Source organism: Lysobacterales bacterium (assembly GCA_016703225.1).
Lineage (GTDB): Bacteria > Pseudomonadota > Gammaproteobacteria > Xanthomonadales > Ahniellaceae > JADKHK01.
Genome location: JADJCM010000002.1, coordinates 78,521 through 90,328, shown reverse-complemented (window position 1 = coordinate 90,328; position 11,808 = coordinate 78,521). Strand labels below are relative to the sequence as shown.

Below are 11,808 nucleotides of genomic sequence, written 5' to 3'. Positions count from 1 at the left end.
GGGCGCGACACCTCGGCGTGCGGATCAGAGACCGGAGAAGATCTCGCCGACCAGCGACAACGCGCCCTCGAGCAACTGCCCGGCGATCTCGCCAGTCGCATCAAGCAGGCCACCGCCGAGCTCGGCACCATCGCCGACAGCGCTGACGGCATCGAGTTCGACCGCGAACGGCTGGCCCTCAGCGTCGACAGATGCTGGCATCAAGGACGGCAAAGGCGGCGGTTTGGCAGCGGCAACCTCTACGGCGTCGGCCGCAGCGAGGCTCGGGCGCGGCACGGGCTTGCCGGCCCGACCGATCCAGCGACCGGCAACCTCGATGCCCGCATCGACGCCTTCTTCCGCCAGGTCCGCGAGTGGGCGGGCGTCATCAGCAGGCTTCGCGTGCGCGGCCTGCTGGGTCGCGATCGCCGCCAGTTCGCCCTGGTCCAGCCAGACGCCGTGGCAGTGGGCGCACCAGTCCAGTTCGACGGCGCCAGCTCTCACGACCTGGAGCGCACGGCCATCCTCGGGGCAACGCAAGGTGCTCGCCGCAGCAGCGGCACGCGCCGGCCAGTTCGGCTTGCTACCCGCTACCGCGGCCACCAACGGACCCGGCAACCACACGCCTGCGCAGCGCAGGCAGCGCCACAAGACGTGGCCGCGAAACTGGAAGCGGCTGAGGACGCCGCCATGATGGGGACAGGTGTGCTGCATCGTCGTGCTCGCGCTGGCGTCTATGGTGGCTGAGGGCATTCCGGCGGATGTTCGATCCATAGCACGCCGTCGCCCCTTGCGAGAATCCGGGGTGCGGGCGTTAGGCTGCGCGGGCTATCTGGTGTCCCGCCCGTCTCGGAAGAGGCTTGCGGGGTGAAACGGGAAGTCGGTGCAAGGCCGACGCTGCCCCCGCAACGGTAAGCGAGTTGGAACGTCCAGACCACTGTGCGCTGCATGGGAAGGGGACGTTTCGGAGGCGACTCCACTCGTGAGCCCGGAGACCGGCCGGACGGCATCAGCAACGCTGCGTGGGGCGGCGTGGGCGGATGCATGCTGTTCGTTTGCACCGGGCCAACGTCCCGCGTGGCGTCTCTCTTACACCGGCACGGGTGCGTGCCGAACGAGGAAGACCCCATGCACAGCAAGACCTTCAGGATTTCATTGATCGCGGCCGGCATCGCGGCGGCTACGGGCGCGTTTGCGAATGGGGATGCGCTGTCGCCGCGCCCTTCGACAAGCTCAGCGCAAACGGTGGCTGGCGGCGGTTCAGTGGCGAACGCCGAAGGCTCGGCAGTGCGCCAGCCAACGGTCGAGGTGACCGCGCGGCGCGAGTCGACGCCGGTCGATGCCACGCTCGCCGCGGTGCGCGTGATCGATCGTGCCGAGATCGAGCGCCGCCAGCCGGGCGATCTGCTGGAGCTGCTGCGCGGCGAAGTCGGCATCGACATCACCCGCAGCGGCGGCGTCGGCCAGGCGACCACGCTGTTCCTGCGCGGCAGCAACTCGAATCACAGCTTGATCCTGGTCGATGGCGTGCGCGTCAGCTCGGCCAATTCCGGCCTCTACGACCTCGCCCATTTGCCGCTCGCGAACGTCGAGCGCATCGAGATCGTGCGCGGCCCGCGCGCCGCGTTCTGGGGTTCGGATGCGATCGGCGGGGTGATCCAGATCTTCACGCGCAGGATCGAAGGCTACGCCGGACGCATCACCGCGGGCCGCTATGGCCGCCTCGGTGTCGACGCCAGCATCGGCGGCGCCGGCGACCATGGCGCGATGTCGCTGACCGTCGGCCAGGAGCAGACCGAGGGCTTCTCGGCGACCAATGCCGCCGCCTTCGGCCACGACCCGGACGCCGATGGCTACGAGAACAACCACGCGCGACTGAACGTGGAATCCAGCATCGGCGAGCAGATGCTGCATTTCAGCGCGCAGGGCACGCAGGCCGAGGTCGAGTTCGACCAGGGCGTCACCGAGGCGGAGAACGCGTCGGCGCAGCTCTCGCTCGCGGGCCAGATCACGTCGCGCTGGTCGCATCACGTCGAGTTCGGCCACGCCCGCGAAAACCTGGACACGCCGGCCTACTTCGCCGCCTATGCCTCGCGTCGCACCAGTTTCGACTGGCACCACCAGTGCGCGCTGGGCGAAGCCACCGGGATCTCCGCCGGCATCAACTACGCACGCGAGCACGGCGGCGAGCGGGAGACCTTCGGCCACAGCGAAGTATTCGGTGCCAGCCGCCACAATCAGGCGTTGTACGCCGGAATCCGCCAGCAGATCTCGGCGCACGAGCTGGAATTCACCGCGCGTCGCGACGACAACTCGGTGTTCGGAGGTGAGACCACCTTCCAGGCGGCGTGGGGCTGGCAGATCGCCGCCGCAACCCGCCTGCGCGCGAGCTACGGCGAGGCCTTCCGCGCACCGAGCCTGAACGAGTTGTACTCGCCCGGATTCGGCGGCCTGTTCGCTGGCAACCCGGCACTGCAGCCGGAGCAGTCGGACACCGTGGAACTCGGCCTGCGCCATGACTTCGGCAGCGATCAAGGCATCGAACTCAGCGCCTACCGCTCGCGCGTCGATGACCTGATCAGCTTCAGCGGCGGATCCAGCTACCAGGCGATCAACATCGCCCGCGCCGACCTCGAAGGCATCGAGCTCGAATACGACGGCCACCTCGGCAGCTTCGGCATCGTTGCGAACGCCACCGTGCAGGACGCCGAGAACCGCGACAGCGGCGCCGATCTGCTGCGACGTCCGGGTCAGAAAGCGACACTTCGTGTCGACTACACCCTGGACGGCGGCGCCAGCTTCGGCATCGAAGCCTTCGGCTCGGGCTCACGCCAGGACTTCAACGGCACCCTGCCAGGCTATGGACTGGCGCATCTGGTCGCCTCGCTGCCGTTTGGCGAACGCTGGCGACTTGGCTTGCGCCTCGAAAACGTGCTCGACCGTGACTATGCCGTGCTCAGCGGTTACAACACGCCTGGCCGCGGCGCCTACCTGACCTTGGCCTACGGGGAGTAATCTTCGCGTACACGCTGCCGTCATCGCTGATGACGGGATACTTGCTTGTGAACTGGCTCACACTTGCGCCGGAGACTCTCCGGCGCCGGTCTTCCAAATCAGAGGTGGGTGACCATGGAAGTACCAGGGACTGGACGTGCCCGGTCGGACGCTGGCAAGCGCGACGCGCTACTGACCCTGAAGTCGCGTTCGTTTCCCGGGCGCGTGCGCGCCATCCTCGAGACTCTGCTCGGGCAACTCGCTCCGCTTCTTGAACAGGGCATGGTCGATACTCTCGACGCCTTCGAGCAGTCGTTGTTTCGACGTGCCGAGCAGGCACGCAGCAATGATGTGCAACAAAGCTGCTTCGAGTCGCTGCGCGAAGTGCGACGCGTGCGCTCGGACATCGCACCGGCGCTGATGGCACGCTTCGAGTCCGCGCTCGCGGCCCTCAACGACCCACGTCGACAGTCAAGCCTGGCCCGACCGCAGCGCGCCGGTCGCAGCGATCTGGCCCTGGTCGAGGCCTCCGAACTCGAGGAATCCCTGGCCCTGGTCGAGGCCGCGAATCGCGCCGAGGTACGCGCCAGCCAGGCGCTGTTCGCGCTCGGCATGCGCTTCGCGGTATTGGCCGAGGCACCGATGTTCGAAGCCGAAGACCTGCCGATCGGACCGCACCGGCTGAGCGAATGCGTGCGTCTGGCGAGCGAGCACCTGGAACTGCCGACCGAGCATCGAATACTGTTCTACCGCGCCGTCGACCAGATGCTGTTCGCGCGCGTAGACCGTCTGATCGAGGAGGCCAACCGCGTGCTGATCGAGAGCCGCGTGCTTGCCGATCTGTTCGTGCTGAACACTCGCTCGCGCCGCAACGAAGACGGCCATCACAAGCCGGCGCGCGATCACCTCGCGCAGGCCACGCCGCAGTCGGTGGGCAAGGCACCCAACGCGCACGACGCGGACATCGGCCTTGGCACAACGGAGCCGGTGCATCCGACCGAACCTGCACCGCGCCCGGTCGCTGCGGCCCCCGAAGCAATGCGCGAGTCTGCGCCGCAGGCCACTTCTCCAAGCGCACCCCCGGCTGGCAGCAGCGAATCCAACGCGCGTTTCCCGCAACGCGCACAGCAAACACGCTTCGGCCTGGCCACGCCGGCCGCCACACGCCTCGTCGATGCTGAAACTGGAGATAGCGGCCGCTACGGCGGCTTCGCTCGACCGATGACGGGCTGGCCCGGCGTTCCTGCCGCGCTGCCGCGCGAGCCGGCGGTGAACGACGGCCAGGACCGCCAAGTATTCCAGACCATGCGCGACCTGCTCTCCGGGCGGCGCGAATCGCTCGGCCTCAGCGCTGCGCCCGCACCCGATCCAAACGCCTTCCCGGCACGCAGCGACGATCTGCAATCGGTACTCGGCGTGCTGCAGAAGAAGCCGGCGTTTCCGCAATCGGTCGGCGGCAAGCTGGTGCCGCGCTCGATTGGCCACGTCAAGCAAGACATCCTCAACCAGTTGCGCCAGGTGACGCCGGAAGGGCGCATCCCACGGCTGCACGAGGAGGACGCGGACACCATCGACCTGGTCGGCCTGCTGTTCGAGAATCTGGCCAAACAGGCAACGCCGAACGCAACCGTGTCGCAGCTGATGACCAAGCTGCAGGTACCGCTGCTGCGCGTGGCATTGCGCGACAAGAGCTTCTTCAGCCGCCGCTCGCACCCGGCGCGGCAACTGCTGAATGCGGTCGCGGAAAGCGGCCTGTACTGGCTCGATGAAGGCGAGGAGGACCGTCAGCTGGTCGACAAGATGCAGGGCGTGGTCGATCACGTGCTGCAGGAGTTCCAGGACGATGCCGGGGTGTTCGAACAGGTGCTCGGCGACCTGTCGCGGCACCTGCAGACCCAGGCCAGGAAGTCGGAGGTTGCCGAGCGTCGTCATGTCGATGCCGCGCGCGGCCGCGAAAAGCTGGAGTCGGCCCGCCACACTGCCGCCGCCGCGATCTCGAGTCGCATCGGCACGTACAAACCTCGGGCGCTGATCCGCACCCTGCTGGAACAGGCCTGGACCGATGTACTGGCACTGACCGTCCTGCGTCAGGGCGAGGACTCGCCCATCTACCGCGAGCGCCTGGCGTTTGTCGATGACCTGGTCGCCTTCGGTCGCGGCGCCGCCGCGCACACGACGCCGCAGCGACGCGACGCCATGCGCGCCGCGCTCGAATCCGGGCTCAGCCAGATCGGCTTTCACGTCGAGGACATCCAGGCAGTTGGCAGCCGGCTGTTCGGTGCGCAGCACGGTGCCGGCGCTGCCAACGACGATCCGGCGACGCTAACCGAAGTGGCCGCGCAGCTGAAAGCGCGCAGCCGCTTCGGCGAGGAAGGCGACCACCATGCGCACCTGCGTGCGCAGGTGCCGCATGTCGATCCGCCGCTCGGCGGCGAGGAACTGAAACTGCTGACGCAGCTGAAGTCGCTGCCGTTTGGCACCTGGTTCGAGATCACGATGCCCGGCCAGAAGCAGCCATCGCGGCGCAAGCTGTCCTGGTTCAGCACGCTCACCGGGCGTTGCCTGTTCGTCAACCAGCGCGGCGCACGCAGCCACGAAACCTCGCTCGAACAGCTGGCCCGAGACCTCCACGAACAGCACGCCAAGGTCTACGAGGAGCCGCAGGAAAACCTGATCGATCGCGCCTGGCACGCCATCGTGCGGAAGCTGAAGTCCCTGGCCGGCCAGTCGGCCGCCGATGCCGCGGAGGCAACCTGAGATGCGCGAACATCGACGCTCGAAACGCCGCGATCCGGAAATTCCGGTGCAGGTGATCGATTCCATGACCGGCGAACCGATCGGCCAGATCGGCAACCTGTCGCCGGACGGCATGATGCTGATCGCCTCGCGGGAAGTGCGCGCCGACGCCCTGTATCAATTCAACTTTCCGCTACCGATCAATCGCCATGCGCCGATCGAGATCGAAGTCGGCATGCACGAGCAATGGTCGGAGCCAGCCAGCGTTCCCGGCCAGTACTGGGCCGGATTCCGCATCGTCTCGATTTCGCCCGAGGACCAGGAACTGCTGAACGAGTGGGTCGATGGTGGCGTGAATCTCTGAGCGCTGACGCCGGCATGCGCGCTGCGGCAGAATGCGCTTCCCCCCACGGAGTCCAGTCGTGAGCGAGCGTCTTGCCGAGTTGTACCCGAACCACGTCGCCACCATGATCGCGCGCGCCGAGCGCGCACTTGCGTTCGGCGGCTTCGACCATCTCTTGCTCGCCTCCGGGCGCGAGCAGTACCGTTTTCTCGACGACCGCCCGGTGGCGTTCCATTCGCACCCGCCGTTCAAGGCCTTGGTACCGCTGACGACGCAGACTGATTCCTGGATCGTGCTCACGCCCGGGCGCAAGCCGGTGCTCGTCTACTGTCAACCCGACGACTACTGGCACCTGCCGCCGGCGGCGCCGCACGGCTACTGGATCGAGCAGTTCGACATCCGTGTCATCCGCAGGCCGGAGGAGGCCACTCAGCACTTTCCGCCGATGGGCGAGCGCGTAGCGATCATCGGCGAGGTGCACGATGCGCTCGGCGCCTACCTGCCGAACAACCCGGCCAAGGTGATTTCCTCACTGCATTTCACGCGCAGTGCCAAGACCGAATACGAACTCGCCTGCATGCGCATGGCGCAGCGCCGTGCGGTACGCGGCCACCGTGCCGCCGAAGTCGCGTTCCGCGGCCGCGGCTCGGAAATCGATATCCACCGGGCCTATCTCGAGGCCACCAGCCACAACGACCTCGACCTGCCCTACGGCAACATCGTTGCGTTGAACGAGCATTGCGCGGTGCTGCACTACCAGTACCAGCGCCACGACAAACCCGCCGAGCATCGTTCGTTCCTGATCGACGCCGGCGCCCAGGTGCATGGTTATGCCTCCGACATCACCCGCACCTACGGCAATGGCGATGCCGACTTCTCGTGGCTGCTCGCGGGCGTCGAAGGGGCGCAGCAGCAACTGTGCGCCAAGGTGCGTGCCGGCCAGAACTATCCGCTGCTGCACATCGAGGCGCACCACCTGCTCGCCGGTGTGCTCGCCGAACAGGACATCGTGCGCATGAGCGCGGAAGCGATGGTCGCCGCCGGCGTGTCCTCGGTGTTCTTCCCGCATGGCCTCGGCCACCCGATCGGCCTGCAGGTGCACGACGTCGCCGGCTTCCACGCCAACGAAGCCGGCGACACCATTCCGCGCCCGCCCGGCCACCCCTACTTGCGCATGACGCGCACGCTGGAGGAGAACTTCGTCGTCACCATCGAACCGGGCCTGTATTTCATCCCGATGCTGCTCGAACAACTACGCGCCGGCCCACATGCGACCCACGTCAACTGGTCGAAAGTCGAACACCTGACGAAGTTTGGCGGCATCCGCATCGAAGACGAAGTCCGCGCCACCCACGGCGAACCCGAGAACCTGACGCGGGATGCGTTTGCGGCGGGGTGAGTGCGTGGCGGTGGTGCGCCTCGATAGCGTGACGCCGCGGTGGAGTGCAGCGATTGCGTTACGTCGCGATGGTGCGCCTCGCTGCGCTCGGCACACCCTACGTTTGTGGGGCAATCGCGGCTTCGTAGGAGGTGCCGAGCGCAGCGAGGCGCATCGACAAAGTGAAGCGTATCGATTGGGTGACATCTCGGGAGTAGACTGCGTCCATGAAATCCGCCGCCCAAGTCGAGGACGATTTGATGAACCTGCCGCCCGCAGAGCGCGCGCAATTGGCGATGGTGGCGTGGGCGAGTCTTGAAGGCGACGCGGTATTCGCGGCGAGTGCCGGCTTCGATCCCGAAGGCGTCGCGCTCGCCACCGAACGCGATGCCCAGATGAGCGCGGGCACCGTCGAAACGCTGTCGCACAACGAGTTCATCGAGCGCACCGGCGGCGGCCGCAGATGAAGGTCGCGTCGGGTTCCTTGGGCTGGGACTCGCTGAGGACTTTCGGGCGAACGAAACAAGATCACGTTGCCGGTCTTGCGCACCTGCGCCAGCGCCGAATGCAACTCGTGGAGGCCCATGATTGGTTGGAACGCCATCTCAAGGTCGCGGGGAGTGTCTCAACGCTAGCCCCATGATCATCATCACCAGCAAGAAGACACCCGAGCTTCGGAGCGAAGGCACAGGGTGTTGCGCCCCCGCCACGCCCATCAAGAGCGACCCGGTCAGACTGCAACGCGGTAGCGGCGGCGGAACGTTCCCGCAATAGTAGACCTCAACTAGGTATTGACCGCGGCCGAATACGCCGAGTGGATAGCGGCGCTCTGGAACGACGTCTGGAGGGGAACAAAAATCGGGAACCTCAAGCTCCACGCGAACAACGGTCCCGCTCCTCACGATCGTCGCCATCGGGGGAAGCACCGTGCAGGAAGTTGTGGTCACCACAATTTCAGTTGCTTGGCCTTCGTGGGGAAAGGCAGGGCTGATCGCCAGTCCAGGATCAGGCGTTCCAGCAGTCAATGCTCCAGACAGGAGCGAGAGGGCCAAGAGCGTTTCAATGCGCATCGACTTCCTCACTTATCTGATCCCGCTTGGCGGGCTTTGGCAGGACGCAGTCAGCGGCGGTACTTCACCACCTCCTGGCGGAGGAAGCACACGGAGCGACAGCGCTCCCCAATCATTGAAGTCATGCAGCACGGCGATATTCCCAGTGCCGCCACAGTTTGATTCCTGGAAAACCGCTGCGGGATTAATGTCCGCGACGACAGAAGGTTCGATAACCGAATCCCCATCCCAATCGATCGCGGTGAAGGGCGGCCCCAAGTGCGCGCAGACTCCCCGACGCTCATCCAGGTTCGCCTCATCCAGTGACTCGCGCACTCCCTCCGAATAGTCGGCGAATGTCGCTGTTGGCCCGTTGGTCTCTCCTAGGCCATTACAGTCATCATCGGTGCCGCTGAACTGGTACCGATAGTTCATGACGGAGTTGTAGTTCGGCCGATAGTTGCAACCGGTTCCGCCTCCGTGAAGTAACCCGAAGTTGTGGCCAATCTCGTGAGCAATCGTGTTTCCGATCCACCGGTCATAATCCGGCGGACCAAGCAGACAGCCGAGGGATACAATCATGTCATCGCCCCGAATCTCCGCGAAACCGCTGGACGAGTTCGTGTCATTGCCGTAGCGATGGGAGAGGATCGAATAGTGGAAATAACCGCGACGAGCGGATGCAAAGTTCGCCAGCTTCAGGGATTGGAACGAACTGTCGCCAGTCGTACCGACAATCGTTCCGTTTGGAACCCCTCCGATGGAATTGCCGCCCGTGAACACTCCACCCTGACCGTAGTCTTGGATCAGCGTGATTCCGGTAGAACCATCAGGGTTCGTCACCGGAGCTTGGCCAAACATGCTTGCAAGTGAAGCCAGAGATTCCACGGGCGGCGCGTGGCTGTGCGCGGCGCACTCAGCCGCATCGACAAGCCAGTCATACTCAACAAGGATGTCTTTACGTCGAGGATTAACCCCGAGCGCTGGAAGCGCCAGCCCCCCTAGAGTGCCGAGCACTTCGTCGCCGTCCTCAAGCCCGTCCTGATCGGTATCACGCATGGTGTCGCTTGTGCGGTAGACAAAGGTCTCATCGCAATCGATGAGCCGATCACCATCCGTGTCGAGAAGGCACGACGACTCAAAACTATCGGAAAAGACCGCTTGAGCCTCGCAATGGCCCGCAAGCAAAGCGCCTGCTCCAACTAGAGCAGGCCAGAAGAACACGAAGATAGGGGGGGGGCGTGCGCAAGTCGCGGACTCTCGGAAGATGGGCCGTCAATGGACTCGAAGCCTTGCACAGTACACGGCGTGATCGCAAGCGTCGTCAGGGTTCTGCCCCGCGCTCTGCACATGCATTCCACCTACGTGATTCCGCCGTCCGCTGCGAGCGAATCCTCGACAGCTCACCGCGAGGATCGCCAGCTGCCCCCTTACCGATTCGCGAGGATCTCCTCGATCGCGTCGGGTTCCTTGGGTACGCCGTGGCTGAGGACTTCCGGGCCCTTGGCGGTGATGACGATGTCGTCTTCGATGCGGATGCCGATGCCTTTCCACTTCGCGTCGATGCCGCTTTCGTCGGGCGCGATGTAGAGGCCGGGTTCGACGGTGACGACCATGCCGGGTTCGAGCACGCGCGGTTCGTCGTCGACGCGGTAGTCGCCGACGTCGTGCACGTCGAGGCCGAGCCAGTGCCCGGTCTTGTGCATGTAGAAGCGCTTGTAGGCGCCCGACTTCAGGTTTGCTTCCAGTGAACCTTCGAGCAGACCGAGCTTGATCAGGCCACGCGTGAGCGTGCGCACTGCGGCATCGTGCATCGCCGTGAACGGCTGCCCAGGACGCGCCTCGTCGATCGCGCGGTACTGCGCCTCCAGCACGAGTTCGTAGAGTGCACGCTGGGGCGGCGAATAGCGGCCGTTGATCGGCCAGGTGCGGGTGATGTCGGAGGCGTAACACTGGAACTCGGCGCCGGCATCGACCAGCACCAGGTCGCCGTCGCGCAGCAACGCGTTGTTGGCGCGGTAATGCAGGACGCAGGCATTGGCGCCGCCACCGACGATCGGCTCGTAGCTCGGCACGGCGTGATTGCTGTGGAAGGCGTGGATCAGTTCGGCCACGATCATCGCCTCGCTGGCACCGGCGCGGGTCGCGCGCATCGCGCGCAGGTGCGCCTGCGCGGCGATCTGCGCCGATTTCGCCATCACCCGCAGTTCATTGCGCGACTTGAACAGGCGCAGGTCGTGCAGGATGTGCGAGAGCGCGACGAGTTCATGCGGCGGATGCGCGCCCTGGCGCACCTGCGCACGCACGCGGTTGACCCAGCCGATCAGCTTCTGGTCGAACTCGAGCTCGCGCCCGAAGTGGTAGTAGACGCGGTCACGCCCTTCGATCATGCCGGGCAGGATGTCGTCGATGTCGTCGATCGGAAAAGCGTCGTCGAGACCCAGCTGCGTCACCGCGCGTTCGGGGCCGAGCCGGGTGCCGTCCCAGCGTTCGCGCTCGGCATCACGCTCGCGGCAAAACAGGATCACCTCGCCGGCCTTGCGTCCGGGCACCAACGCCAGCACCGCATGCGGCTCGTCGAGACCGGTGAGGTAGTGAAAATCGCTGTCCTGTCGATACGGATAGTGCGCATCGTTGTTGCGGATGCGCTCCAGCGCTGCCGGCAGGATCGCGATCGCGTCGCGGCCGATGATGCGCATCAGCTGGCGCCGGCGACGCTGGAACTCGCCCGCGGCGATCACGCTCAGTGCCGCCTGGCCGCCGCTGCGCACTCGTCGCGCAACAGCAGCGCCACGACGCGCACGAACTCCAGCACTTCGACGTACGCCGCCTCGTCGGCGTCGCCCTCCTCGACACTGAGCTCGCTGGCCGCGATGCGACCGAGGTCACCGATTGCCTCCTCGGCTTCGGCCGAGAGTTCGCCGCGCGCGCGCGGATTGGCCAGACCCACGCCACCGAGGAAGCCACGGCACCAATCGACCAGCGCATCGGCGCGCTGCGCCAACGCCACTTCGTCGTCCGGCAACAGCGGGGTGAAGCTGTCCTCGGGGTCGGCCAGGGAGGCGTTGGTCTCGCGGTGCAGGCGACGCAGATCGTCCGCTTCCGCGCTGCTGCCGGCCAGAGCCTCCTGCACCGCATCGACGGCGAGCGCGTCGCCCCAGCGTTCTGCGGGGCTTCGCCCGCCGCCGCACAGGTACCCGGAGAGAGCACCATGCAGTTCGGCGGCGCCAACGCCGGCCTGGAGGCGCAGCAGCAGGTCTTCCAATTCGTCGTGGGCAAGGGCGTTCATCTGCTGATTGTAGCCGCGCCACCGGCGCGACTGACGCCGT

9 protein-coding genes and 1 riboswitch are annotated in these 11,808 nt (G+C 65.9%); of the genes, 5 read left to right on the top strand and 4 right to left on the bottom strand.

Going from position 1 to position 11,808, the window contains the following annotated elements:
• Positions 1-24: 24 nt before the first annotated feature.
• Positions 25-693, bottom strand: coding sequence for a zf-TFIIB domain-containing protein (locus IPG63_08895; GenBank protein MBK6727359.1), 669 nt, complete (start codon positions 691-693; stop codon positions 25-27).
• 102 nt (positions 694-795) lie between these two features.
• Positions 796-998, top strand: a riboswitch (cobalamin riboswitch).
• 109 nt (positions 999-1,107) lie between these two features.
• On the opposite strand from IPG63_08895, the gene IPG63_08890 reads away from it, so the two are divergent.
• The 5 genes from IPG63_08890 to IPG63_08870 all read left to right on the top strand — a co-directional run bounded on the left by IPG63_08890 (position 1,108) and on the right by IPG63_08870 (position 7,897).
• On the top strand, positions 1,108-2,994 hold the full coding sequence (locus IPG63_08890) for a TonB-dependent receptor (GenBank protein MBK6727358.1): 1,887 nt from the start codon (positions 1,108-1,110) through the stop codon (positions 2,992-2,994).
• 114 nt (positions 2,995-3,108) lie between these two features.
• Entirely contained in the window at positions 3,109-5,730 is a 2,622-nt protein-coding gene (locus tag IPG63_08885; GenBank protein ID MBK6727357.1) for a DUF1631 domain-containing protein, read from the top strand.
• A gap of 1 nt (position 5,731) precedes the next feature.
• Complete coding sequence (locus IPG63_08880; protein MBK6727356.1) at positions 5,732-6,073, top strand: PilZ domain-containing protein; 342 nt, start codon at positions 5,732-5,734, stop codon at positions 6,071-6,073.
• 31 nt (positions 6,074-6,104) lie between these two features.
• Entirely contained in the window at positions 6,105-7,451 is a 1,347-nt protein-coding gene (gene pepQ / locus IPG63_08875) for a Xaa-Pro dipeptidase (GenBank protein MBK6727355.1), read from the top strand.
• A gap of 206 nt (positions 7,452-7,657) precedes the next feature.
• Positions 7,658-7,897: an addiction module protein gene (locus IPG63_08870; GenBank protein ID MBK6727354.1), complete on the top strand. Its 240-nt coding sequence runs from the start codon at positions 7,658-7,660 to the stop codon at positions 7,895-7,897.
• A gap of 615 nt (positions 7,898-8,512) precedes the next feature.
• Here the strand turns inward: IPG63_08870 and IPG63_08865 are convergent.
• From IPG63_08865 to IPG63_08855, 3 genes are all read right to left on the bottom strand, one after another.
• Entirely contained in the window at positions 8,513-9,538 is a 1,026-nt protein-coding gene (locus IPG63_08865; GenBank protein ID MBK6727353.1) for a hypothetical protein, read from the bottom strand.
• 371 nt (positions 9,539-9,909) lie between these two features.
• Complete coding sequence (locus IPG63_08860; protein ID MBK6727352.1) at positions 9,910-11,220, bottom strand: aminopeptidase P N-terminal domain-containing protein; 1,311 nt, start codon at positions 11,218-11,220, stop codon at positions 9,910-9,912.
• A gap of 2 nt (positions 11,221-11,222) precedes the next feature.
• The gene (locus tag IPG63_08855) at positions 11,223-11,768 is read right to left on the bottom strand and encodes a UPF0149 family protein (GenBank protein ID MBK6727351.1); all 546 of its coding nucleotides are present in this window, start codon (positions 11,766-11,768) and stop codon (positions 11,223-11,225) included.
• Positions 11,769-11,808: the final 40 nt, after the last annotated feature.

Excerpts from the sequence above, each read along its gene's own strand:
- IPG63_08895 (MBK6727359.1), bottom strand. The coding sequence starts at position 693 with ATGCAGCACACCTGTCCCCATCATGGCGGCGTCCTCAGCCGCTTCCAG.
- IPG63_08890 (MBK6727358.1), top strand. The coding sequence starts at position 1,108 with ATGCACAGCAAGACCTTCAGGATTTCATTGATCGCGGCCGGCATCGCG.
- IPG63_08885 (MBK6727357.1), top strand. The coding sequence starts at position 3,109 with ATGGAAGTACCAGGGACTGGACGTGCCCGGTCGGACGCTGGCAAGCGC.
- IPG63_08880 (MBK6727356.1), top strand. The coding sequence starts at position 5,732 with ATGCGCGAACATCGACGCTCGAAACGCCGCGATCCGGAAATTCCGGTG.
- pepQ (MBK6727355.1), top strand. The coding sequence starts at position 6,105 with ATGCGCTTCCCCCCACGGAGTCCAGTCGTGAGCGAGCGTCTTGCCGAG.
- IPG63_08870 (MBK6727354.1), top strand. The coding sequence starts at position 7,658 with ATGAAATCCGCCGCCCAAGTCGAGGACGATTTGATGAACCTGCCGCCC.
- IPG63_08865 (MBK6727353.1), bottom strand. The coding sequence starts at position 9,538 with ATGCGTGATACCGATCAGGACGGGCTTGAGGACGGCGACGAAGTGCTC.
- IPG63_08855 (MBK6727351.1), bottom strand. The coding sequence starts at position 11,768 with ATGAACGCCCTTGCCCACGACGAATTGGAAGACCTGCTGCTGCGCCTC.